This is a genomic window from Nibribacter ruber (assembly GCF_009913235.1).
Lineage (GTDB): Bacteria > Bacteroidota > Bacteroidia > Cytophagales > Hymenobacteraceae > Nibribacter > Nibribacter ruber.
In genome coordinates this window covers 2,653,251-2,679,505 of record NZ_CP047897.1, presented here as the reverse complement: position 1 = coordinate 2,679,505, position 26,255 = coordinate 2,653,251, and the positions used below count along the sequence as shown (strand labels likewise).

Annotated in this window: 15 protein-coding genes and 1 pseudogene; 6 read left to right on the top strand and 10 right to left on the bottom strand. The window is 51.3% G+C overall.

The genetic code is table 11. The features are described 5' to 3' along the window. Positions 1–3 precede the first annotated feature (3 nt). The 8 genes from GU926_RS11190 to GU926_RS11155 form a co-directional block, all read right to left on the bottom strand. On the bottom strand, positions 4–1,323 hold the full coding sequence (locus tag GU926_RS11190; RefSeq protein WP_160691872.1) for an efflux RND transporter periplasmic adaptor subunit: 1,320 nt from the start codon (positions 1,321–1,323) through the stop codon (positions 4–6). Further along, positions 1,320–1,835, bottom strand: a complete 516-nt coding sequence (locus GU926_RS18605; protein ID WP_160691870.1) for an efflux RND transporter periplasmic adaptor subunit — start codon at positions 1,833–1,835, stop codon at positions 1,320–1,322. Before GU926_RS18605 ends, GU926_RS11190 begins: the two co-directional genes overlap by 4 nt. Beyond that, positions 1,826–2,656, bottom strand: a complete 831-nt coding sequence (locus GU926_RS18600; RefSeq protein WP_160691868.1) for an efflux RND transporter periplasmic adaptor subunit — start codon at positions 2,654–2,656, stop codon at positions 1,826–1,828. The genes GU926_RS18605 and GU926_RS18600 overlap by 10 nt, the downstream gene beginning before the upstream one ends. Beyond that, positions 2,634–3,881 carry a TolC family protein gene (locus GU926_RS11175; RefSeq protein ID WP_160691866.1) on the bottom strand — a complete coding sequence of 416 codons (1,248 nt, stop codon included), beginning with the start codon at positions 3,879–3,881 and terminating at the stop codon, positions 2,634–2,636. The genes GU926_RS18600 and GU926_RS11175 overlap by 23 nt, the downstream gene beginning before the upstream one ends. Then, positions 3,865–5,757, bottom strand: a complete 1,893-nt coding sequence (locus GU926_RS18595) for an efflux RND transporter permease subunit (protein WP_160691864.1) — start codon at positions 5,755–5,757, stop codon at positions 3,865–3,867. The genes GU926_RS11175 and GU926_RS18595 overlap by 17 nt, the downstream gene beginning before the upstream one ends. Next, on the bottom strand, positions 5,750–7,030 hold the full coding sequence (locus tag GU926_RS18590; protein WP_160691862.1) for an efflux RND transporter permease subunit: 1,281 nt from the start codon (positions 7,028–7,030) through the stop codon (positions 5,750–5,752). The genes GU926_RS18595 and GU926_RS18590 overlap by 8 nt, the downstream gene beginning before the upstream one ends. A 123-nt stretch (positions 7,031–7,153) precedes the next feature. Beyond that, positions 7,154–7,435 (bottom strand): heavy metal-binding domain-containing protein, encoded by a 282-nt coding sequence (locus GU926_RS11160; RefSeq protein ID WP_160691860.1) that lies wholly within the window; start codon positions 7,433–7,435, stop codon positions 7,154–7,156. A 324-nt stretch (positions 7,436–7,759) separates the two neighbouring features. Next, the gene (locus tag GU926_RS11155; RefSeq protein WP_160691858.1) at positions 7,760–7,960 is read right to left on the bottom strand and encodes a hypothetical protein; all 201 of its coding nucleotides are present in this window, start codon (positions 7,958–7,960) and stop codon (positions 7,760–7,762) included. Between the two features lie 819 nt (positions 7,961–8,779). Here GU926_RS11155 and GU926_RS11150 point away from each other — a divergent pair. After that, positions 8,780–12,886 carry a PKD domain-containing protein gene (locus GU926_RS11150; protein WP_160691856.1) on the top strand — a complete coding sequence of 1,369 codons (4,107 nt, stop codon included), beginning with the start codon at positions 8,780–8,782 and terminating at the stop codon, positions 12,884–12,886. Between the two features lie 550 nt (positions 12,887–13,436). Here GU926_RS11150 and GU926_RS11145 read toward each other — a convergent pair. Continuing rightward, complete coding sequence (locus GU926_RS11145) at positions 13,437–13,664, bottom strand: hypothetical protein (protein WP_160691854.1); 228 nt, start codon at positions 13,662–13,664, stop codon at positions 13,437–13,439. Between GU926_RS11145 and GU926_RS11140 the strand changes: the two genes are divergently transcribed. After that, positions 13,570–18,084, top strand: coding sequence for a DUF6443 domain-containing protein (locus tag GU926_RS11140; protein WP_262886166.1), 4,515 nt, complete (start codon positions 13,570–13,572; stop codon positions 18,082–18,084). The two genes, GU926_RS11145 and GU926_RS11140, sit on opposite strands and share 95 nt — an antisense overlap. An 8-nt stretch (positions 18,085–18,092) precedes the next feature. Further along, positions 18,093–18,491: a hypothetical protein gene (locus tag GU926_RS11135; protein ID WP_160691850.1), complete on the top strand. Its 399-nt coding sequence runs from the start codon at positions 18,093–18,095 to the stop codon at positions 18,489–18,491. A gap of 349 nt (positions 18,492–18,840) precedes the next feature. Here the strand turns inward: GU926_RS11135 and GU926_RS11130 are convergent. Further along, positions 18,841–19,431, bottom strand: a pseudogene (locus GU926_RS11130) (recombinase family protein); the annotation flags it as partial. Positions 19,432–19,482: 51 nt separating this feature from the next. On the opposite strand from GU926_RS11130, the gene GU926_RS11125 reads away from it, so the two are divergent. The 3 genes from GU926_RS11125 (at position 19,483) to GU926_RS11115 (ending at position 25,885) form a co-directional block, all read left to right on the top strand. Next, on the top strand, positions 19,483–19,818 hold the full coding sequence (locus GU926_RS11125) for a transposase (RefSeq protein ID WP_160691848.1): 336 nt from the start codon (positions 19,483–19,485) through the stop codon (positions 19,816–19,818). A gap of 47 nt (positions 19,819–19,865) precedes the next feature. Continuing rightward, positions 19,866–20,723: an IS3 family transposase gene (locus tag GU926_RS11120; protein ID WP_232058299.1), complete on the top strand. Its 858-nt coding sequence runs from the start codon at positions 19,866–19,868 to the stop codon at positions 20,721–20,723. Between the two features lie 524 nt (positions 20,724–21,247). Next, on the top strand, positions 21,248–25,885 hold the full coding sequence (locus GU926_RS11115; RefSeq protein WP_160691846.1) for an NACHT domain-containing protein: 4,638 nt from the start codon (positions 21,248–21,250) through the stop codon (positions 25,883–25,885). Positions 25,886–26,255: the final 370 nt, after the last annotated feature.

Sequence of the window (26,255 nt, the reverse complement as noted above, 5' to 3'; positions counted from 1 at the left end):
TTATTAGTGGTTATGTCCCGCCATCGGGTCTGCCCCTTGCTTCAGCACATATTCGCTATACAACAGATAGGCGCCCGTCACTACAATAGTGTCTCTGGGTTGCAGGCCGCTGGCAATGGCCACCCGGTTAGCGCTTTCCTCCCCAAGCTCCACCCTTCTGGGGCTGAAGGTGTTCTCCCCGATCTTCACCCAGACGTGCGCACCTTTGGAATCCCGGATCACGGCATCCAGCGGCAGGGTTAATGCTTCTCTCACCTGGGCACCTACCGTCATGGTGGCCTGGGTGCCTGGGATCAAGCCTCCTCCTGGGTTAGGAACCGAAGCCCGGGCAATCACCACTTGGCTGTTCTTCCTGAACTCTGGATTGATAAAAGAGATTTTTGTCTTGATGGGCATCTTGCTTCCGGCTACGATGACGTCTACCGGAGTCCCTATCTTTAGCGCTCCGGCTTCACCGGCGTACAACTCGGCCTCCGCCCAAATGGTGTTGAACCGGCTTATGCGGTAAAGCGGACTTCCCTCAGCCACATACACGCCTTCTGCGGCGGCTATCTCCGTGACAGTACCTGAACTGGGTGCTACGAAGGTGATGCGGGCGTCTAGTTTACGGGTGCGGGCAATTCGATTGACCTGAGCGTTAGTTAGCCCGGTTAAGAGAAGCTTTCTTTTGGCCGCATCCAAAATGGAGGCAAACTGCCTCTCGCCGGGGAACGCCTTCACCTGGTCCAAAGCCAGCAGGTATTCCTGTTCCAATGTGAGAAGGGTCTCACTGTATAAGTCATAGATGGGTTGCCCCTTACGGATAGATTGACCCGTTTCTTTCACATACAGTCTCTCTATGCGGCCAGCGGCCCGACTGCTGATAACATCGGCCTGCGTCTGGTCCACCACCAGCCTGCCCGTAAGCACCGTACTGCTTCCTACCTGTCCCTGCCGGACGGTTTGCGTGCTGATGTTGCCCAGTTTGATCTGACTTTCACTCAGCATGATACTGACTTCCTCACCTTTGGTGCTTTGCTTTTTCACGGGTACCAGGTCCATCCCGCAAATGGGGCATGAGCCGGCTTTGTCCTCAACTATCTGTGGGTGCATGGGGCAGGTGAAGGCACTGGCCGTTTCTGGTTCCTTTTTTTGTTTTTGGACCAAAACCAGGTCCATGCCACAGATGGGACAAGAACCAGGCTCGCCTTCCACAATTTGGGGGTGCATGGGACAGGTGTAGCTGGCATCTTCCGTTGCGTGGGCATGCTCGTCAGTCTTGGTGCAGGCCATCAAAAAGAGAGTTGCCAGTAAAACGGTGAATAGGTTTTTTATATGTTTCATCTGCTTGTATCTGCTACCCTAATAAAACTTTCACTGTCCACCAGGAACTGCGCATTGGCGGCTATCACGTCACTGACTTTCAGCCCTGACACAATCTCTAATTGACCGTCCGTCTTCTGTCCCACGCGCACACCAATGGGTTTGAACACTCCGTCCATTTTCAGGAATGCTACTGACTGGCCCCCAAGGTCCAACACGGCATCTTTGGGAACCCAAATGGCGGAGCCAGTGCTATAGGCTGCTTTCCCGGTGATGACCTGGCCGATTAGAACCGGATTCCCCTTCGCCGGAAGCAAGGCCCTGACCTGCGCGAAGTTCTCCCCCTCCTCATACACAGGCTCCACCAAATGCACCGAGGACTGCAGGGTCTTACCCTCCACCTGGTTAAAGGAAATAGTGATGGGAGTCCCCTTCTTCAATTGGCCCGCCACATTGCTGGCCACGTTAAACTGCGCCCAAACCTGGGAGGCGTCAATTACTTTTAGCAGCGCCTGCCCCGTGGTCACGTACATGCCCTCCCGGATGGCAAATCCTTGGGGGCCGAGGCGGGTGCGTTTGTTGTGCTGGAAGCACCGCCGCTAGAACCGCCCATGCCGCCCATGCCGTCTTCGCTACCGCCTGCGGCGGAGGCGGCGGCTGGCGCTACTGTTGGGGTTGCCGTCACGGCCGGATCCAACACATACCCCGAGTAAGGGCTAAAGACTGAGAAGGTATAGGACTCTCTCCCCGTGCGTGCAAGCTGATTTATCTGTCCCTCTGTGGCACCCAGAAGACGTAATTTTTGGCGCGCGCCGCCTATGAGGGATGTATTGCCAGGATCATTCTTGAGTAGGTAGAGGAGTTCCTTCTGCGCAGTGACCAGTTCCGGGCTGTAGATGTCATACAGCTTCTGGCCTTTGCGCACTGGCTGGTAGTTGAACTGCACGTACAGTTTCTCTATCCGCCCTGCGAACCGGGCTGGGATGATGTACTGCCGACGGGTGTCATAGGTCACCACCCCGGACATGGTGATTTCCTGCTCCAGCGGCTTTTGCATCGGGTGCGTGGTCTGCACAGAGGAGACCACCGCCTGGTTGGAAGGCTGTAACAAATAGTCTAAGTCTGTGGATGTAGTATTTGCCGGTGCATTGGCGGGTTGCTTGGCCACCAGGTCCATGCCGCAGATGGGGCAAGACCCTGGCTTGTCCTGCACAATCTGAGGGTGCATGGGGCAGGTGTACTCCATGGCATGCGCAGCTTCTCCCTTCTCAGCCTTGTCATTACAAGCGGCGAAGGAGAAAGGCAACAGCAGAAGGAATACGCCAAGGATCTTATTTCTCCAGTTCTTTCTCATAGTTCACACCGATTAGGTAGAGTTGCTCCAAATTGTTGAGGTATTCCATCTGGGCCATGTTCAGGGCTTCCCAGGCGTCAATCACCAAGGGTAGCTGGCCTGTGTTCTGCTCATAGCTCAGGAGCGTGGTTTCATAGTTGCGGCGCAGGGCCGGAATGATCTTCTTCTCATAGTTCTGCACCTGCGTCCGCTTGGCCTGCAGTTCCAGGGCCATGCTGGCCACCATGTTGCGTGCTTCGTTCAAGAGGGCCTCCCTGCCCTTCTGCATGCCCTGTATCTCGAGGTTCATGGCGGTGGCGTTGGCCTTGTACATTTTAGAGGACCAGGGAGCGATGGGAATAGAGACCATGCCCATCAATGTGAACGACTGGGGCATCATCCTGTCACGCGGCATCATGTTCTCGAATCGTATCCCGAAATCAGGTTTGCGCTGGATGTTCTCCAGTCGCAGGTTCAACTGCATAGACTCTATGGTCCGGTCTATCTGGCGTACGTCACTGCGGGCGGCGCTTAGGGAGGCGGTGTCTGGTAGCACAATCAGCTCAGGCGCCTTTATGGTGGTATCTACCCTGAATCTATTTTCCGGAGGCAGGTTCATGAGCATGTTCAACTGGATGTTCTTCATCTCAATCTCACTATTGGTCATGGTGAGCATATTCTCCACCTCGCCTACCCGGCCCTCGGCTTTGTAGATACTGCCCAGCGAGCTTTGGTTATAGGGATAGCGCACCTTGCCCAGCTTGAGCATGAACTGCATGATGCGCTGACTCTCTGCCAGCACGGCCTTCTTCTTTTCCAGCACCACCCACTGGTAATAAGCGGTTTTGGCCTGCGCCCTGAGTTGGTTAAAGGTCATGTCGCGGCCTGCCTCCTCAATGGCCGCCCTAGAGAGTTGGTATTTCTCACGGGCTTTCAGCTTGGCAGGGTTGGTGATGTCCTGCTCCACCGCCGTCATGTACATGGCGTCATCTTCCTCCATTTTCATCTGGCCTGGGTACGGGTACATAAAAACCCCGGCACCCACCATAGGTGCCATCTGGCTTCTGGCGCCTTTCGCCATGGCATTTTGCGCCTTCGCCCTAAATTCAATCTCCTGGAGCATGCCGTTGTTCTGGGATATGCGGTTCAGGACCGTGTCCAGCGGGAGCACCGGGGTTTGGGCCTTGGCAGAAGTTGCCAGCAACAAGAGCAAGGCACCCAGGTATATTCTAATGTTTGACATCATAAATATCTAATTTGCCGTGTTTCCTGAGTTCATATTCCTTGGTCATTTCAAACACCACGGGGGTTACCAGCAGGATATGAATGGAGGAGGTGAAAACACCACCTATAAGAGGAAGCACAATTGGTAACATCACGTCAGTACCCACACCAGTAGCCCACAGAATGGGAATCAGGCCGAAAAGGGACACAGAAACCGTCATAATCTTGGGCCGTAGGCGTTTGGCAGCCCCCTGAAACACATATTCCCTTATATCCTGCTTGGTGATGGTCTCGCTGGAGTTTCCTTTTTTAGCCACCAGTTCGTTCATGGCCTCATTCAGGTACACCACCATGAGCATGCCCGTCTCTACCGCCATTCCAAACAGGGCGATGAAGCCCACCGCCACCGCCACTGACAGGTTGATGCCATAGAAGTACACAATGAACACCCCGCCCACCAGGGCAAAAGGAATGGTCACCAGGTTGAGCAGAGCCTCTTTGAAAGACTTGAAGGAGAAATACAGAATCAGGAAAATAATGAGCACCACCAGCGGGATGATAATCTTAAGGGTCTTGTTCGCCCTGATCTGGTTTTCCCACTGTCCGCTCCACTCCAGATGATAACCGTTGGGTATTCCCGTCACTTCCTGATTGATGGTTTTGATGGCCTCTTGCACCGTGCTGCCCAGATCGCGGCCACGCACATTGAATAGCACCGCGCCCCGCAATTGGGCGTTCTCTGAGGCAATCATAGGGGGTCCGTCCACAAATTTCACGTCGGCCACCGCTGAAAGCGGCACCGTACCATTGGTGCTTGACTGGATGGGGATGCGGCGTATCCGGTCCAGACTATTGCGGTACTCCTGCGCCAAGCGCACATTGATGGAGAATCGCCGCCTTCCTTCAATGGTATTGCCGATGCTGGCCCCACCGAGGGCAGACTCCACCACACTGTTCACATCATTGACGGAAAGACCGTAGCGCCCCAGATCCTCCCGGCGGGTCTGGATCTCCAGGTAACGTCCACCGGTCACAGGCTCAATGTAGAGGTCTTTCACGCCTTCCACCTGTTGCAATGCATTGCGCACTTTCTCAGAAACCGCCGCAATAGAATCCAGGCTCTGGCCATACACCTTCACGCCCACGTCTGTCCTGATACCGGTAGCCAGCATGTTGATGCGGTTGATGATGGGCTGGGTCCAGCCGTTGATTACGCCGGGGATTTGCAGTTTCTGGTCAAGTTCGGCTATGATCTTCGCCTTGGTCATCCCCTCGCGCCATTCTGACTGAGGCTTCAGCAGGATAATGGTCTCAATCATGCTGATGGGCGAGTTGTCCGTGGCCGTGCTGGCCCGGCCTGCCTTGCCCAACACTTGTTCCACCTCCGGCGTAGATTTTATAATCTTGTCCTGCACCTGCAGAATGCGCTTGGCCTCGGCGTTGGAAATGTCTGGCAGGGTCACGGGCATAAACAGGATAGAGCTCTCATCCAAGGGCGGCATGAACTCTGACCCCAGACTCAGCAGCATGGGAATACTCACTGCCAAGGCCAGAATGTTAATGCCAATGGTGGTTTTGCGCCATTTAAGGCACCAGCGCAGAATAGGTGAATACACCCGTTCCAAGGCACGGTTAACAGGATTGGCGCTCTCAGGCTTGAACTTGCCTTTGAGAAGGAGCGACAGCAGCACGGGAGTCACTGTGATGGCCACAAAGGCGTCTACAATGAGGATAAAGGTCTTGGTCCAGGCCAGCGGACTAAACAGGCGCCCCTCCTGCCCGGTCAAAAGGAACACCGGCAGGAAGGAGGTGATGATGATGATGGTGCTCCAAAAAACACTGGGCCCTACCTGCTTGGAGGCTTTCTCTATGATCGACAGACGTGTTTTATTATCCATGGTTCTCTTCTTCTATTTGGGCATCGGCTAGGTGCCGGTATGCGTTTTCTACCATCACAATCGCATCGTCGACGATCACGCCTATAGATAGGGCAATGCCTGTCAGGGACATGATGTTGGAGGTGATGTCAAAGGCGTTCAGCAGGATAAAACCGATGGCAATGGAAAGCGGCAGTTGAATGATGATGATGAGGGCACTGCGCCAATGGAAAAGGAACAGGAACACAATGGCCGAGGCCACCAGCATCTCTTCTATCAAGGTGGTCTTGATAGAATCGACGGATTCATTGATGAGCCCGCTGCGGTCATAGACGATGTTGAACTTGACGCCTTTGGGCAGACCTGCTGAGACCTCTTCCATCTTGGCTTTGACGTTCCTGATCACCTCCTCGGCATTCTCACCGTAGCGCATCACCACAATACCGCCCACGGCCTCACCCTCGCCGTTCAGGTCAAAAATACCCAGTCGGCTCTCGCCCGTCATCTGCACGGTGGCCACGTCACGCACGCTCACAGGTATGGTATTTTGGGTGGTGATGGGAATGCTCTCTATCTCTTCCATGGACTGTAGATAGCCCGTGGTTTTAATGATGTAGCCAATGTCGCTCATCTCAAACTTGCGCCCCCCGCTTTCATTGTTGTTGGCCCGCACGGCGGCCATCACCTGCGGCACGGATAGGTTGTAATAGGTAAGTTTATTTGGGTCAATGGTGATTTGGTACTGCTTCTGAAAACCTCCGAAGGAGGCTATCTCACTTACGCCCGGCACGTTCTGCAGTGCGAACTTCACATACCAGTCCTGCACCGCCCGCTGTTCGCCCAGGTCCATGCCTTGCGCGTCTAGGGTGTACCAGAGAATATGCCCCACGCCGGTACCGTCCGGTCCCAGGGTTGGGATGGCCCCTTCGGGCAACAGGCGGTTGGCGTAGTTGAGCCGCTCCAGCACCCGTTCCCGGGCCCAGTAGATGTCTGTTTTATCATCAAAGATGATATAGATGAAGCTCATCCCGAACATGGAGACGCCCCGCACATACTTGACCTGCGGCATGCCCTGCAGGTTGGTGACCAGCGGGTACGTGACCTGGTCCTCTATGATCTGAGGGCTTCGGCCCATCCACTCGGTGAACACGATCACCTGGTTCTCAGATAAGTCAGGGATGGCGTCCACCTTACTGGTGGTGACTGAATAAGCCCCCCAACCGAACATGCCTGCCGCAATGAGCAACACAATCATCCGGTTGCGGAGGGAAAAGGAAATTAATTTGCCAATCATAAAATAGGTAAGTTATTTGGCATTGACGGTTTTGCGTTTTTGGGCTGTTTTACAGAAAACAGCCCAAAAACGGCATAAACGCTTTGGTCTCACCTTACGGTTTAACCATTAAACCATAAGCGATTAGTGTTGCTCTTCGCCCTCATGGTGCTGTTGAGCGGCGGCGGCAGAATCCAGCTTTTCGCCTGGCTTCACCTCTTCCAGGAACATGCCGCACTTAGGGCATTTTCCCTTCACATCGCTCACCACTTCCGGGTGCATGGGGCATGTGTAGGTAACGCCCGCCACCTGCGCCTCTGAGGTTGTTCCCTCGGCTGTTTTCTGCTCAGTTCCAGAGTTGTTGCATGATGAGAATAAAGTCAAGCCGAAGAAGGCAAATGCAAAGGTTACTTTCAGAGATTTCATAAAAAGGTATGGTTTGAAGTTTAAAAAACACAGACTTAGCCTACAGGGCCCAAAAGCGCTCTGCAAACAATAAAAATAGACAAGAGTCAGCCTCAGTGTTTCTGAGCTGAGGGGCTCTATCTGGCAAGGTTGATAAGGCAGTAAATTTCGGAATCAGGATAGCATTGCCCCTTAGAGGCGAGGGTAAAAGCAACGCCTTCAAACGTCAGGTTACATATTGGACAAAGGAAGCCAATCGCTCTGATCTAGATCGCTGAATCGAATTTACAGGATAGAAGGCAGCCCAATGGAAAGGTTAGGCGCGGCTTCTAAAAAGAAAGGAAATCAAATAAGGAAAGTCTGGTGCAGGATGCCGATGTCTCGCCCGGAGATGGGCGGGGGCAGGGTGACATGGGGAATTGATTCCAGGATAACCGGACGGATGGCTTCGGCAAAGCTTGGAAAGCCCGCCGGATCATTCGCTACTTGGGCAATCTGTTGGGTGGGAGAGTTGAAATTACTTTGGGCCATTGCCCCGCGGGGCATCACACAGGAGAAATCTTCACAAGACTTCATCGGGCCTTTCGAACCCTTTTTGCAGCAGCAGCTTGGTTCCGCGAAAAAGCCTATCTCAACACTGTTGCCCCCAGCGCACTGAGACCCGGCCACGCGGAACCCCATCGACGCCATTGAGATGGCAACGATCAGGCTTAGGTGTAGGAATCTCTGCAGTAAGGTCATTCGGCTGGATAAGTATCAGTGCCAAAACGTTAACTACCTGGAAGGGTTGTCAATCTAGTCAGCTTCTTTTCACAAAAGTATAAACAATTCTGTCATACACTGTTATATAATCTTTGTCAAAAGTTATACAACTCAGTCATTATAAGTATGGATAATTGATATGAATTGTTGTTGTTAGAAAGATTTCAACAATCTCATAACGGCTCTTATGTAAAATAAGGAAAACTATTGGGCCTTCGTATTTTACATAAGAGCCGTTATAGGCTAATAAAGTAATGTGCTGAGTAATAAGCCCTAGGTTTCGGTATGGCTGTTCCTCAATTTCTTATGTTTAATCCTCTAACTGTGGTCAATCTCACAGACGTTAGAAATATTGGTCTTAATATAAAAGAAGGAGGCCGAGTTAATCTCTATTGAGATAGAGGAAATGGTCCAATAGATGCAATGTTACTAATTAGGATTTATAGCAAAATATATAGATATATAAGAGGGGAATATGATTCTAGAGACATATGATAGCTATAAAATTATAATTTATATCATTATAATTTTAGATATAAAAAATGTAAGTTTTCCCTAGGAGAGACTATGCAAAGTGGGAACTTGCATAATATTCTTATCCCAATGCTATTACGTAAGTTTCCCGCGTTAGTTTTACTATTGCTGTCCCATTCCTTTTCAGGCCTCTCCCAGCCCAATGTGTCAGTCGACCACCAGACGGGCACCATGGGGTATGCTATACCCTTAACCACAATCTCCACAGAGGGTATCCCAGTGAGCATCGGCCTCAGCTACACCGCCAGCGGCGTCATGGTCGGCCAGACGCCGGACGAATACGGGATAGGCTGGTCGCTCTATGGGACGGGACAGATCTCCAGGGTCGTCATGGGCCTTCCGGATGACATGAAGCCGACGAGCGTCGATTCACGGCGCGGCTGGCTGGAGGGCGGCGCGGAGAAAGTATCGCCCTTCATCCAGTCGACGGCCTCCTCTTGCGCGAGCACGGGATCCATCTGGAACACGGTCACCAACAACTGGGGGAGCACGTGGCAAAGCTCGGTTCCCCTTTACGACTCTGAGCCGGACGTCTACTCGGTCAGCGCACCGGGGCTTTCGGCCACCTTCGTCTATGACAACAGCAAGAACATCCGGGTGCTGTCTGGCCAGGAACTTCAGATTACCTATGCCCGTTCGGCCACCGGGGAGATCACCTCCTTCGTGGTAAAAAGCGACAATGGGTACGAGTACCATTTCAGTGAGGCCGAGCGGTCCAGCACGGCCTCCAGCTCCCTCTCCGGGAACCCAGGGACGGTCCAATACATGGCCTATGACTACAGGAACTACGGCATCGCCACCAGCTATAACTCCTCCTGGCGCCTAGCCAAGATATATTCCCCCACCAAAAGGGAGATCGCAGCCTACGCCTACGCACCGGCTAGCTCACTGGACCCTGAGTATAACACGAAGGCGGAGAAGATGCACGTCAACTGCGTCTCACAGGCCTCCTGCGAAGGGGTGGGTGAATACACCCTCACGACCAGGGTCTACAAAAGGAAACTCCTCTCGATCAGTGGGGGAAGCAGCATCGTCAAATTCATAGATAACAGGGAGATAGGCCACTACTATAAAAGCGGCGCCACCGAGGTTCTGTTGCGGAAGATCCTGTTGGAGTATGACTATGCCACGAAGGAGACGAACGGACTGTTCTACCTGAGCGCCGTGACGGAGGAGAATGACTGCCAGAAGAACCCGCCCTACAGGTTCGTGTACAAAGATCCCTCCTTATTCCCGGCAGCCGGGTCAAAGTCGGTGGACCTCTGGGGGTTCTTCGGATCATCCAACCTCACGCTGAGGCCAAAACTTTACGTGTACCCGAGCGAAGCCGCGGAGCGCAGGTACCAGACCATTCCCTTGCCTGCGTACGCCGGCCAGCAGGTGGTGCTGGCCGGAGCCGACCGGGCCGCGGACGGTTCCAAGACGGACATCGGAACCTTGAAGAGCGTCGTGCTACCTTCAGGTGGCTCGATCGATTTCGAGTACCAGCCTAACCGGTTCGTCTGGGGCAGCGGCTTCAAAGAGGGCGCAGGGATCAGGATTCATAGGATAAGCATGAAAGAGGGACTTGGCAATGACAGCCAAGTGCTTACGAAGGAGTATCAATACGAGTCTTCCAGCGGGGCTACCAGCGGGGTATTGATCACCATGCCGCAGTTCACCATTCCCACGGGCTTTTATAGGGGGATTGGGTCACTTGAAGCCACCGGGAAGACCTACAACCAGTTGCGCAACGAGGTGAGCGCCGGGGCCCGCACCGAGGTGAGTCTTTGGGACATGCTTCTGGTGCGCTCGGAGTCCGACCTGTCGAAACCCAACGGATTGGAGACCGGCGCCGTGGTGTACAGCAAGGTGACCGAGCGTGTCGCCGGGAAGGGCCGGACGGAGTATGAGTACCGCGTGGCGGGGGCCTGGGGAGGAGCGCCGACGGCTGACTGGAAAGAGACTTCCTCCTCCCTTGCTTTGACGTTTGACAACAGCACCGGCTCAAGCCTCTGCCCCGACATCGGGGCCATGGGGGGCGGACCCTATACTTTCCCATTCGCCCCTTCCCCTAACTATGACTTTGAAAGGGGGCTTCTCACCAAGGTGAGCATGTTCACGGAGGCCGAGCCGGCGCTGAACAAACCGGCGGAACCCGTTTCCATGAAGGAGTACTTCTACACCCGCCTACCGGCCGGCTCCGCTTTGCCAGTATATGGCGTGGTGGCGGAACCGTTGCCCACCTGCGTGACCTACCAGCAATACGACGAGGTGAGAAACCGGTACACCACCGTCTCGTCAGCGGCCCCGCAGGCTTTCGCCTATGCCAAATACGTCCTGAACACGCAGGTTGCAAGCGCGCTCTCTGAGGAGAGGGAGACCCTGTTCGTCGGACCGAATCACAGCGCCAGCGTCACGACCTCCAAAAAGTACACCTACGGGGGCAGGCTTTTGGCAAGCACCAGTTCCATTGCCAGTGATAACTCGGAGGTCAAAAGCTATTTCTACTACCCCAAGGACTATTCCATCAGCACCTCCACCACCAATGAGGAGGAGAAGGCCATCCTGGCCCTGAAAACTGCCAACCAGTTAGGTACCCCGGTGGAGGTGGTGCAGACGGTGAAAGGCGGGGACGGAGTGGAGAAGGTGTCGCAGGCTACGCTGGTGAGGTATTCCTTCTTCGGGAAGCCCTACCCGCTGGCGAGCTCCGTTCACAGCTTCAACCCGGCACTCCCGACGGCTACCTTCCGCCGGTCCAACCAGGGGCCCGGGTTCACGCCGGACGCAAATCCGAGTTACCTTGAGCAGAGCCGAAACATAGGATATGACGATGACTTCCAACCCTTAGGCGTTAGCAGTAGAAAAGGCGCCGGCCGGGTCCAGGCTACCCACCTGTCCCACGGCGGGACGCTGCCAACCTTGTCAATCGTCGGTGCCCAGGCGAACGAGGTCCTCCACGACGGGTTCGAGTCAGGCTCTAGGTATGGGCTCGGCGGAAACGGTGTATTGGTGGAAGGCCGGGGACAGGGACTTTCTGTTAAGAAACTTACCCAGGGTCAGAAGATGTGGCAGAACCTGTCGGTAGGCGCACATCCTGCTTATAGGTTCCGCGCCTGGGTGAAGGCCAGCGCACCCGGTAGCCTGCGCATACATCTTAAAAGCTCAAACGGTCAGGTGCTTGCACCGGTGGCCGTCGCCTACCAGGGCGGGGACTGGCAGATGGTGGAGGTGAACCCGATCTCCGTGGCAGGGCTCTCCGGCACGGTGACCTTCGAGCTGGAGTCGGTGGATGCACAGGAGGTCCTGATCGATGACCTGACCTTCTGGCCGGCCACCGCCCAGGTTGCAACCAGTGCGTTCAACCCGGCGGGGCAGCTGGTTCGTCAGACGGACATGAACGGGCGGTTCGCCTCCAGGGAGTATGACCGCTTAGGCAACCTGCTGTATGAGCGGGACCACAGGGACCAGATAAGGACGGTTCAGGAGAAGCTGTTATGGGACCAGAAGTCCAACATCTCGGCGGAGCTGGAGGCAGTCCCCAACTCAGCCGCAATTAAATACCAGGATTACGTCACGGTGACCCCCGTTATTTTCAAAGTCACGTCCTGCGAGGTGGGGGATGGTTACCAGTACAAATGGAACTTTGGAGACGGGACAGGTGACGTCTGGGGGGGCGCCCAGATGAGCCATGTGTTCCAAAACACCTCTGAAAGCTCATCCAACCTTACCATTAAGGAGTTTGGGTATCCGGTTACCGTAACGGTCATAACCCCTAACCATGGGCAGGTGACTCTGGTGAAGTCAATCACCGTCTATGAACAAGCGTTGAGTTTAAGCTACTGCGTAACGGGTCCGTCGGAGATCGACCTGTGCGGAATAAATGCTCCGGTGCAGCATCCCTGTGGTATTGGTAACAATCCCTCTACGACTGCCACGACCTACAGCATCACTGGGGTCACCGGCCACCCTGCAGGCGCCACCATCACCTACCAATGGCAGAAGAGCATAGATGGCGGGAAAACCTTCCCAGATATACTCGGTGCAACCGGAAGTACATTCTCAGCCTCGACCGCCTTCAACAAAACGAGCTATGCCATACGCTGCGTGGTCAGGGTGGGCTCAGCTGGAAGAGCAAATTATTCAACTGTGTGGCACTTTACTGCAAGTTACAGCCAGAGACCATGCAGCCAATAGAAACAGCCGGTAAGATCCAACTTCCAGAATCTTTACAATCATCAAGAGCTAAGATGCCCTCTTCAAAAATCTCCAGCCGAAAATTTTTACTTCTTCTTTCATTCTTCCTCTTCACGCTTGTCTCTGAAAAGGCCATTGCCCAGACTGATTTCTACATAGTGGGTCCCTATGGCGGCGCGTGCGCGCAGGGGACCCAGTACTATTACGTGAGCGGGGACGGAGCCAACTGTAGCGCCTATTATTGGTCTGTGAGCGGTGGAGAGATAATTAACAACTATGGGAGTTCCATTGAAGTGCAATGGAACTCCTCTTTCGGATCAATCTACGTGGATGCCACGGGCTGTTTCGGGGAGCATGGCTTCTCCTCCGCCTATTACGAGGAGACGGTCCAGCAGCCCGCCAGCCTTGTGGTGACACAGAGCAGCTCTACCATATGCCAGGGCGGATCCGTCGTATTGGGCGCCAGCGGGGCCACGGACATATACTGGAGCGGCGGCGGTGTCTATGGCTCGGGCCCCTCCTTTACCGTCAGCCCGTCCGTGACCACCACTTATACGGTCACAGGATACTCAGGGAATTGTTCAGATACGAAGCAGGTGACAGTGGTAGTGAACCCGGTTCCATCTGCTCCAGACGTGCCGGACGTGTCCAGGCTGCAGGCCGGGGAGGTGATCTTGCAGGTGATGAACCAGGACGGCAGCGAGTACAACTGGTATGAGGTCAACCAGTACGGAGAGATCACCTCCAATATCCTGGGGACCGGTCCTTCTTTCAGCACAGGGCATCTGGTGGGTGACCGGCAATACGCGGTCAGGGCACTGAAGAATGGCTGTCTTTCCGCCCCGACCAAGGTGTGGGCGAAGGTGATCTATGGGCTCGGGCGCCAGGGGGTCAACGCGATCGTCTCGACCCAGATTATTGAGGAAGGAGTCATAACGGCTCAGGGCACGAAATCGCTAGCCCCTAGTAAATTCAGGCGGTCGGTCACCTACCTGGACGGGCTCGGCAGGCCCATCCAGTCGGTGGCGATCACGGCGAGCCCCCTCGGAAAGGATATCGTGCAGCCGATAGCTTATGACGCCTTCGGGGAAGTGGCCAAACAGTACCTGCCCTATGTGCAGGGAAGCGACGGCCGCATGAAAACGGGCGCCCTTGCCGCCCAGTCGGAATTCTACAGGGTGAAGAACCTTTCTGACACGGAGACGCCCGAGATAAAGGAGGACAGCCGGCCATGGTCTGAGACCGTACGAGAGAAATCCCCTGTCGGGGCAGTCCTCAAAAGCATTCCCGTGGGGGAGGCCTGGGCTCAGAAAAGCACCACATCCGCGGTTCACACGAACGGGGCCAACGAGGTCCGTTTCTGGAAGCCCGACGGCGACGGCTCCACCTTTTATGCGGCCAACTCCCTTCTGATGGAGGAGGTGACCAACGCGGAGGGCAAGAAGCTACAGTCCTTCTCGGACAAATCGGGCAGGAGGGTGCTGACCAGACAGCAACTGGGCGAGACGGTAGACGGTGTATCGGTTCCATGGCTGGAGACCTACTATGTGTATGACGAGGCGGGCCGCCTGAAGTACCAGGTGCCGCCCCAGGCGGTAGTGGAGCTGCAAAAGGCCTCCACCCAAACGTGGAAACTAAATACAGATCCAGCCTTCATCTCCAAATGGGTCTTCTCCTATGTATACGATGACCTGGGGAGGCTAGCCCAGAAGCAGGTACCTGGCGCCCAGGCGCAGTACCTCGTGTATGACAAGGCAGACAGGCTTATCATGACCCAGGACGGAAAGCAGAGAGCGGCCAACAAGTGGTATTACAACAAATATGACGATCTGGGTAGGCTGACGGAGGAGGGACTGTATTCCGCAGGGAGTACATTAAGCCAGGCGCAGATGCAAAGCCAAGCCACTGCGGCCAGCGGGTATGCGTTTCCTTCGATTAACCTGGAGCTCCTTGTGAAGAACCTATACGACAGTTATGGGTTCATAGCTGGACAGTCCTTATATGCCTATGATAATGCAGACGCCGCGGGTCTATCCAAAACAGAGAAAACCTTCGGGATGCTGACCGGGAAGGAGATCAAAGTCATAGACGCCAGCTCCCCCCTTACGCTGAAGCAGGTGTTCTACTATGACGAGTTCGGTCGGGTAGTCCAGACGGTGGCGGACAACATCCTGGGAGGTTTGGACCGACGTACTAGCGTATTTGATTTTGAGGGAAAAACCGTGCAGTCGTTTGCGAGGCACTCCACACCCGCCGCGACGGTGAAAGTGGAAAACAAGCAGAAGTATGACCACGCCGGGCGCCTGTTGGAAGTGCGCCAGACAAGCATAGAGGATCCCTCCTTGCCGGTGCAGGAGGTAATCCTGGGGCAGTACCAGTACAACGAGCTGGGTCAGCTGGTAGAGAAGGACATGCACGCGAAAGTGACCCCTCCGGCCGGACCGGGAATGATGGAAACCCTAGAAGACCCATTTCTGCAGAGCGTCGACTTCCGCTATGACATTAACGGCCGCCTGAGGAGGATAAACGGTAGTGAGCTGGGTATGACGGGCATCAACCAGGGAGACGCCATCAACGACTTGTTCGGGTTGGAGATTCTGTATGAGGGCCAGGACCAGGGTCTGGGTAACATCGGCCGCTGGGACGGTCTGGTGAGCGGGGTGAAGTGGAAGGTAAAGGACCAGAACCCCAACCTGACAGCGACCGCCCGGCAGATAGGCCAGCGGGAGAGAAGCTACCGAATGGAGTATGACGCCATCGGCCGGATGAAGGGTGCCTTCTACAAGGCCCGGAACTCGGACGGAACTCCCTGGACGGAGGAAGCGGGCGGCTACGATGAGAAGAACCTAACCTATGACGCCAACGGCAACATGCGCACCCTGGACAGGTACAGTTGGGCGGCGGGAGGAACCGGTCCCACTAAAATCGACGGTTTGACCTATCTCTACAGTACCTCCTCCAACCCCGCCGCTCCCGCAGGCAACCGGTTGGTGCAAGTGGTAGACAATGCAACTACGGGAGGTACGACGCCTGTCGGTTTCAAGAACGGGGCGTCTCTGGCCACCGAGTACACCTATGATGAGAACGGAAGCCAGTTGCAGGATTACAACAAAGGCATCAATTTAAGCTATAATATCCTCAACAAGGTGAAGGAGGCGGTGGCCGGCACTGACAAGGCTACCTATGTCTATGACGCCACCGGAAATGTGGTACAGCGGGTAGTGAAGGTGGGAGCCAACACCCAGACTACCAGCTACGCCAACGGCTTTGTGTATGAGAGGACCAACACGGGTGGTGACGCTCTGGCTTATTACCCCACCGCCGAAGGCCGGAGGGTGAAAAGGAACGGGAGCTTCTACTATGAGTATTTCCTGAAGGACCATCAGGGCAACGTGCGCCTGACCTTCAGCCCCGGGGACAACGAGAACGGCACCGTGACCATGGAGCAGATGGCCGCCCCGGAGGAGGAGGAGGAGTTCTCCAACGTGGCGGAGACCAGGCACCTGGACGCCGCGCACGCCTACAATGGCAAGGCCTCCGCCAGGCTGAATGCCAGGATCGGGAAACCGATAGGCCCGAGGAAATGGCTCACCGTCCAGGCCGGCGACAGCATCTCAACGGACGTGTACGCACACTATGTTCGTCCGGCCAGGCCCCAGGGCTTCGTCTTCAGCCTGATAGGTTTCCTGTTAGGCAATGCCACTGTGGAGGTGAAGGACCGGCGGCAGGACGGGGCAGTACAAAAGGGTAAGAATAAAATCACTCCTTATCTAGGCGTGGGTACCGGGTTGGCCCTGGCTCCTTTGGTACAGCACAAGGCGGAGGAGGGGGTTCCCAAGGCCTATCTGCGGATCCTGGTGTATGACCAGGACTCCAACTTCGTGAAGAGCTTTGAGCGCCCCATCACCAAGGAGGCGAAAGGCGGCTGGGAGAACCTTGCCCTGCACTACCGGGCGGAGCAGAAGGGCTTCGTGGAGGTGATGGTGGTGAACGAGGGGGAAGAGGACGTCTTCTTCGACGCTATGCGGGTGGGGCAGCTGGTGCCCATGGTCACGCAGGAGAACCACTATTACCCGTTCGGCATGAAGCTGCAGGGTATAGCCGCAGGAGTGCTTGAAAGCCCTGAGAATCCCAACCGGAACTTATACAACGGTGGGGTGGAGCTCCAGGACTTCACCCAGACCTACGGCACGCATTACCGCCACTATGACCCTGTGCTGGGAAGGTTCCAGGGGGTGGACCCGCTGGCGGATCAGTTTGGGTCGTGGAACCCCTACCAGTTCGGTTATAACAGTCCAGTTAGTTTTAATGATCCGTTAGGGGACTTGGTAACCAATAATGTTTACAATGGGCGTCTTGTTAATGCGAGAGATGATCTAGGTAGACGCCATTGGGAAAATTCACCTGACGGGCAAGCCGCTGCTATGTTATTTGCTGGGGAGGGTAATGATATGAATCTCATAAGTCTAGGCTTTATTGATAGGAGTGAAGTGCCTACTACCCAAGAGTATTTAAGGGACAAGCTTTTAACAAACCCTGGCAAGACGTTCGCAAGAGATGAAAATAATAATTGGCGAGAGCTAATAATAAGTACAGAGTTTAGCTCCTACACGGAAGGGAACGGATGGATTAATAATGGTGCTGGAGGCGAATATTATTTTGAGGGCAGGACTCAATATTACGCTACACAAACTACAAGTATGAAAACTTTGACTAATTTACGAATCCAGGGATCTGGTTGGTCAACGTTCTTCAAGAACTCTAATACTACTTTAGGCGTTGGAGGTGTCCTGTATGGCGGGCTAGAATTAACAATGTCAAATAAATACTTTTGGACCAATGCGAAAGGGGATTTTCAATCAACGAAAATTCTCGAGAAGGGACTAAATGGTAAATATGTACGAGGGGTTCAGGGCTTCAGAAATGGTCAGAATAGTGCTATTAAAGTTGCTAGAAATTTCAAAGTTGCAGGATTGGCGCTGTCAGCTGTATCGGCTGGTGTAACAATAGGATTAGCAGTTAATTATTATTCAAATGGTGGAGTAGGTCATGATGTTATGTTGAAAGCAGGGCTGGATTTAGCAATGGCTGGAGTTGGTTTGATGGGCCCAATTGGGTTTGGTATAAGTACAGCTTATTTTATTGCCGATACTGCTGGAGTATTTGGTGATTGGGGCGACCCTACAAAACTTAAATAATTACGGAAATGTTTGATTATTTATATTTTAGGTTTTATAAGTGGCAACAAAGAGTAGGAAATGGGGATATTGCTGCTGTTTCCTCATTGATTGCTTTATCAATATCTATAATAGTCTACATCTATGGCATCCTAATGATGCTTGTTTCATTGGGGTGGTTGCAAGGAATATCATATTTAGGTACAGCATTTGGAGCTGGCACCCTTTGTGTAATGGTACTTGTGTTGACATATTATGTGTATTTATATTTAGGTAGGGGCATGAAAATAGTGAAGAAATACTCCCAGGAAAGTGAGAAGCAAAGTCAATATGGTGACCTTGCATTGATACTTTATGTCATTGTAGGAATTTTAATTCTTTTTGGGAGTATGTACTTAAAAATGTTAGAGAATGAAAACAGATTTTAAATTAAATTCCATGACAAGTGTTTTTAATCGAGATTTAAAGATGTTAGGGTGTTTTTACATCTAATTTATATTAAACGGAAAAGCTAAGCTTAATTATACACCGAGTAAAATCTATCAACTAAGGTTAGGATTAACAGTGTGAACTGTCAAGATTTTTCTGGACTTGGCCTTTGCTTTAAAAGGATATATCAGTCCCAGATAACGGCCGTTTTCTGAGACTATGAATGGTGCTTGTCACTACTTGCCCAGCCTGTTGGGATATGTCTCAATCTGCCGTCTCACAAATCAAAATACATTCCTAGTTTTCGGGATGATAAAGTGAGACAAACCACTTACTTGAATACACCAATCACTCCTCCGCCAGCGCCTTCTTCACCTTGGAGATGGTATAAGGCGCGGCACCGGTCAGCTTGGTGATCTCACTGTAAGGCCTGCCCAATCCCAGATACTTGATCACCTCTTTGTGCTTGCCCAGAAACTTCTCCCTGGACTCTGTGGAGTTGACCTTCCTTCCCGTGTGCAGGCCCTGCGCCTTGCGGCTCCTGATGCCTGACTTGATGCGCAGGCTCAGCTGCTCACTCTCCATTCGCGCCAGGTCCGCCATGATGGTGATGACCAGCTTGGTGAAGATGTGGTTGGAGTCGTTCTCCGCCGAGAGGGTGATGCCCAAGTTGTGGACGTGGACCGACACGCTCTTTGTCTCCAGTTCCTTCAGCAGGTTCAGCACCTCGGTGGTGTTTCTGCCCAGCCTAGAGATCTCGTGGATGAGCAGATATTTCACATTCTCTTTGTCCAGATAGGCCAGGGCTTTCTGGAGTTCCTGCCGCTCGGCGAGGGACTTGCTGAACCCGGAGATTTTCTCGGAGAACACCTTCACCACCTGGTAGCCTGTCTCCTGCAGGTCTTTCACCTGGAGGGCGGTGGTCTGCCCGCTGGTGGAGACCCTGGTGTATGTCTAGTCCTGAAATAGGTTGACAAAAAAGTCAACAAGATGAAGGACAAAGCATTAAAAGAACGTATTGTAGCTGAGTACCTGACCTCCGGGCTGAGCTACCGGGAAGTGGCCGACCGATGTGGGGTTGATCACCGAAGCCTGCACCGCTGGGTAAAAGAATACCAAGGGCGCATGAAGAAACCATCCAAATACAGAAGAGCCAGGCTACTGCGGGAGTTGCCCACGGACAGGCTGCCTAACAATGTCGAGACCCTTCAGTCGGAGCTACGCAAGGCCCGGCTCTACAACCAGGCGCTGCAGGAGGCGATCCTCATCGCCGAGGAGGAGCTTGGGGTTCCCATTCTAAAAAAGTCTGGCACCAAGCAATCCTGAGAGTAGAGCAAAGGACGCCCTTCCAAGTAGTTGGAGTGCTTTGCTCATTGTTTGGTTACAGCAGACAGGCGTATTACCAGCACATCAAAACAAGACAGCAGGAGGCCCTGCAGGAGGATCTGCTCATACACGAGGTGCTTCGTATCCGGCGCGGCCAAAAGCGGATAGGCGCGCGCAAGATGCTGGCGATGATGTCCCCCTTTATGACTGCCCACGGTATACAAATCGGCAGGGATGCCTTTTTTAAGCTTCTAAGTGAGCGCGGCCTACTGGTCAGGAAGCGTAGGCGTTCGAAACCCCAGACCACATTCTCCAGTCATTGGCTGCGCAAGTACCCCAATCTGGCCGCTGGTTTCGTGCCCAGGGCCGCGGGACAGCTGTGGGTCAGCGATATTACCTACATCCCGTTGGAAGAAGGCTTTGCTTACCTGAGCCTGGTCACCGACGCTTACAGCCGCAAGATCGTCGGCTTCTTTCTTAGTACCAACCTTGCCGCCTCAGGGTGTATTAGGGCTTTGGAAATGGCACTCACTGCCTGGCTACAGCAAGACTACCTCATTCACCATTCTGACAGGGGCTTGCAATACTGCAGCCAAGGGTATGTCAAGCTGCTGAAGGAAAAAGGAATTGCCATCTCCATGACACAGAGCGGCGATCCGCTGGAGAATGCATTGGCGGAACGCGTGAATGGCATCTTAAAAGAAGAGCTTCTGGAAAGGACATATCCAACATTCCAAGAAGCACAGTCGGCCGTTGCCACGGCGATAAGCATATACAATCACCAGCGTCCGCATTTAAGCGTGGACATGCTCACGCCGGCGGATGCGCACGGCAGAGAAGGGGAGCTTAGAAGGCATTGGAAGAACTATCATACTGCCAACAGTGAAAAGCAGGCATCTGTGTAATAGCCCCAAGGTTTTATTTAAGGTACAAACTGAGGAGTAGGAGCACTTCAAAACCCATGTTTGTCCTTCCTGGTATAAGGTGTAAAGGAGTGGCAGGATTAATTAGTCCCTGTCAACCCAGGGTAGGATTAACAGTGTAAACTGTCAACTTTTTTCAGGACGAGTCAGTAGATGATAGCTTTGTTTTCTTGCTTCATTTCTGGCATTTGCTAGACTTGAAGCAGTTATAAGAAAGCGAACCGGCTTTCAAAAGGAAATATCCAGCTGGTTGAGGCAGGGATTAAATTGAAGCGAAATGCATGGCTTAGGTGGGTGCTCACTTGACTACCTATGGTATATTCGGCAGCAGGTTTCGCCTATCTAGCCACATCCGTGGTTCGGACGTATGTTCGGTCTTATACAGACTACTGTAAAAGGCCGAACATACGCTTATACAGTAGTGAGCTTAAATGTTTGAAACTCCGCGTGGGCCATTAAAATCATTGGAAATAAAAGTATCTTGATCCAAGATTGTAACTTTATCAATGGCCTTAACTTACACTCAACCCACAATCGAAGAAGCTTCAAATAGACCTCCGGCTTCGCCAAATAGAGGTTATCCATATTCTGGTCTTGATGACCGAAGGTTTGAGGAGCTTCTCTACTCAGTTGGAAAACTAAGAATTGAAAAAGGCGACTGGAAAGGGCAGTTCGATGAAATAAATCTTCTGCAAGGGGTTAGGGAACGTGGGAGAGATTGTAGTCTGCATTTGAATGGCAAATCACTTGGACTAATTCAGTGCAAGCATAGTATTGATAGCGGTAACAGAATTAACAGGCCAGAGTGTGCAAGGGAGATCATCAAGTTTGTGCTGCATTCCCTTTTGGACAAACAGTTGATTCATGACCCTAAGAACTTCACGTATTGGTTTGCCGTCTCTTACGGTTTCAATGAAAAGGCTAAAGATTTACTGGACGACTTCAACAACGAGATTCTTAAACAGATAGAACTAAAAGATTGGACAGAGACTGTAATAAATGCCAATGAAGAACTTAAACACCTTAAATACAGCGACATTCAGTCTGATCTAAGAACAGTACTCGCATCAATTACCATAAAGAAAATAATCCCGCAAGACTTAGACACACTGCTAAATACTGACGGTTTCCAATCTATCATCAAGACCTTTTTCGAGGTAAGAATGGTGATTGAATCGGAGCCAGTTGAAAAGCTGACAGAAGAGCTAATAAAGCAGAGCGAATACCAAACCACCTCCAATATTCCGGTCGATGTTATTCTGCAAAAATTTGATCATGCTTCCCACTACCTAACGGATTATAATAGCTCTTTTGAAGGGGTGGATGATTCGCACATTGAAAGAAAGGAAACGGATGATTTGCTTCAATGGATCAAATCACCATTAGGAAAAGACGAGCAACCTGTGGTTTTGCTGGTTGGCGGTGCCGGTAGCGGAAAAACGGTTATCCTAAAAGATGTGTTTCTGAAACTCAATGAAGCCAACGTACCTGCAATTGCCTTAAAAGCTGATAGGCTTTATGCAGAAAGTATAACAGACCTACAAAACAAAATTGATCTCGAAGACTCGTTTGAGAAAGTAGTTCGAACCCTAAGCGTGGTCAGTGAGCGGGTAGTTGTGCTTATTGACCAGATAGATGCGCTTTCCCAGTCTTTATCAGCCAAACGAGAATACCTCGATGCCTACAACCTCCTTGTTAGAAAGCTTATTGCCATTGATCGGGTAAGAGTGGTTATTTCTGTAAGAGCATACGATCTCGACTATGACAATGAACTGAAGTTCTACAAAAATCAAAAAAGCTTCAGAGTTGGTTTACTAGATGCAGGTCAGGTTACACAGGTGCTTACCAAGCTTGGAACAAGAGAGAGCGAAGTACCTGGGCAATTGCTCAACCTTTTGCGCACGCCACATCATCTGAATGTGTTTTGCAAGGTGTACGATTCTCAAATCAACCTTCGATCAATAACCACACTACACGATCTATATGAGAGCCTCTGGGTTCAGCAAATAGCCAAGGTTCCAACCACATCACCTGCCAGTTCTGATAAATGCCAAAGCCTAGTTTTTGCCATCGCGGAACAGATGCACGGAGAGCAGCGAATTAGCACCCCCTCAAAGCCATTCTTCGGGTCGTTTACGGACGAGATTGATTATTTGAAAAGCAGCGGGATTGTAACCGAAGCGGATAAAGAAGTCCAATTTTTCCATCAGACATTTTTTGACTTTGCCTTTGCGAAGCAATTCGTCCAGAGCGGAAAATCGGTAACGAACTACATACTTGAAAACCACCAAGGTCTTTTCATTCGATCCAGCTTGAAAATGATTGTTGGCTTTCTGCGCGAACAAGATCATGCGGCATACATAAAAGCCCTCGAAACCATTCTGCTTTCTCCAAGGTATCGGTTTCATATCAAACTAATGCTGTTGAATTTGCTTGGTTTTGAAGAAGCCCCAACAGCCAAGGAAAAGCAGCTCGTAAAATCCCTCATTCTGCCGAGCAAAGAACTGAAGCTGCCTTTTTTAGAGTCGGTTACCGGCAATGGTTGGTTTACGCTTCTTCTTAAAGAAGGAGAATTGAATAAACTGATTACCCAAAAGATTGGTTGGCGCAACAGGCTCGCAGAACGCGATTGGGGAGAAGCGAACAAGTTTGTAGACAAAATAAAAACCCTTCTACACTATAAAAGCACCTCTGAAAGATGGGATGCGCAAATTAACCTGCTTTGGCAGATTTTGATCAAACAACTACCCAAAAGCAGGCAAGAGGTCTGTGGTTTTCTTTTGAATTGCTCTGAATTTGAAGGGAAGCCAAAGTTCATTTTCAGGTTGCTCTACCATGTTAAAGAGTGGGATGTTCCAATAGCTTTCCAGCTCTTCGAAATACATGAGTCCGAAGCAGGAGCTGATCGCTTTGGTTACTATAAGACACTCGAAGATGCACTGGGCTTCGATATCGATTGGGTAATACAGCGATACAAGAACCACTGCCTCAAAAAGATTGAAGCCATCAAAGGTTTCAGCGACAAGCCCCATTTTGAGTACCAGGACGAACAGCTGTTTAAAAAGATGTTCGACGTGGATACCATTAAAGCGTCCGACTTCGCTTTGGATATAATCAAGCGGATTTCTGCAAAAACCGGGGGCGAGGATAAATCTAAATTGTACACCGACCTTGGTTTCTGGCTGTTCGACTATGAGCGTGATAGCCGTTCTCACGGGCACGAGGCTATATATCGCCTGCTCGTAGACAAAGTGCAAGAGCAAGCAGAACAAACCACTCCGTGGTTTGACCAGTTCTTGGCAGATCATCAGAACTGTAATTCCATTACCATCTTAAGGTTGTTGTTCTTCGGGTTGTTGGCAAACCCAGCCCATTATGCAAATGAGATATTTAGTCTAATGGAGCTCTTTCATCAAAAAGGAGGACTAGAAGGTGATGACAAGATTCAATTTCAGTTTCGCCAGCTGTTAAAAGAGGCTTACCCGCATTTTGACAACGCCCAAAAAGATCAAATAGACAGTTTGCTGCTTTCGATTAAATCAGAATATGAGCTGGCCACCTATCAGGACGAAAACGGGAAAACGCGACCGAGTTTGCAGAGGTACGGTCAGAAAAAATATCTATACCTAAGTGCACTACCCACAAGCGAGTTGAAGCAACGACCCTTGTTAAACAGGGCTTTTTTAGAGTTAGAACGTAAGTTTCCGAAGGTCGTTGATACAGAACCCCACAAGTTTAGGTGGATAGGCGTTGGCCCGCCTATGGACAGTTCGGCCTACGATAAAATGACATTTGGCCAATGGGAGCAAACATTCGAAAAGTACGATGCAGAATACAAGACTGAGTTCGCATCGGACAGGGGATCAATTCTAGAGCACTCCCGTGCATTTCAGGCAGAAGTAAAAATCAAGGCATCACACTTCTTTCCCTTCATCGAAAAGCTGATTGATGAGAACAAAGCGCCCTACCAATACATAGTGGCTGGCCTTAAAGGCTTAGAAGAGGGGGGCCATAACCCGGTCGAAGTGCAGCGCATTTACAAAAAGGCCCTTTCCATTCCATTTGATCGAGAATACACTCTTTACTTCGTTTGGGTGTCCTCATACTTCTTAGAGGCCAAAATCCTGGATCAGGATGTACTAGAATACTTGATCGAAACAGCTAAGAATCACCCAAACCCTGAGGAGAACACAATTCGTAATAATGCGTTGAGTGATGGCTTAAATAATGTGCGCGGATCGGCAGCAGGAAATATCAGTAAGGTCTATTTCAATCCCGCTTTTGAAAACCTTGTTTTCGAAGCACTTCACACAATAGCAGAGGACCCCAATCTTAGTGTTCGAGTGGCAGTTATGGCTAGGCTGGCGGTGCTGATGAATCTAAATGAGCAAAAAACACTGGAAATTTTTTTAAAGCTTGTAAGCTCAAACGAACCAGAAATCATGGAGCATTCCATCTGGTCGGTACAATACTTACTCAACAACAACTTCGAAAAGCTCACTGACTACTTCCAACGAGCAATAAAAATGGAGTCCATACAAGGTGCAATTGCCGCTGTTTTGGGTGTAGCTTGGTTAAAAGAAAAAGAAGGAAGCTATCAGCTCCTAAACTCACTGCTAAAAATAAGTGATGAAGCAAAAGCCAAACTGGTAGACATAGCCGTCAATAATCTCGGGGATAAAAAGAAAAGTGTTCGGGCAAAATGCCGCCAAATCTTTCTAAGGTTCCTTAGCTCCACTAATGAAAAGGTAATCCAAGAGTATTCTTCCGCATTCCTTGACCTCACCCCCGAAATGTTCCTTGAAGTTTATCCATTGCTCCAAAAGTACGCACGATCTAATGTGGCAAAGAAGGAGCCGCATTACTATTTCGAATACCTGCTCAAATGTGCCAAAAAGCATCCTGTCGAATGTCTTGAACTTCTACAACACGTGACCACCTACGACAAGCCTGATATTTCTCAGGCGGGCTACTATGATGGCGAACCTGTCAAAGTTCTTATCGGAATATACAACTCGCTGTCTAGTTTGGAAACAAAGAATCCCAATCACCTAAACCAATCCATCGCCCTATTCGATAAAATGCTCAAAACTCAAAAATTCAGAGGTGCAGCAAACAAGGTGATCGATCATGTTGAAATATAAAGATGCTTACAGGCTCTTTTATTTTAGTAAACATTTGCTGGCCAACCAGCATGTCAATTTTTATAGGGCTATAGCCACTGATAGAGGTTACACTTCTAAGTGGTACAAAACACAAATTTCTATAGCTATGGTGCACACTCTTCGAGATATGCACCATACACAAACCGTTTTTGGGTCTGGTTTGGTAAGAACTAAAAGCAGAGTTTAATATAGGGCAGGATTCTAATATTTAGAAAAGAGCTGAGCAGACCTTTGAAAGTGTATGCTGATACACGGCGCTAACGGTTGTCATTTTTATCAGACAACACAGCCCAGTCGTCTTCTTAATGGATCGAGTCTAAAAATTGAAAAGGTAAATAGTAGTTAATCC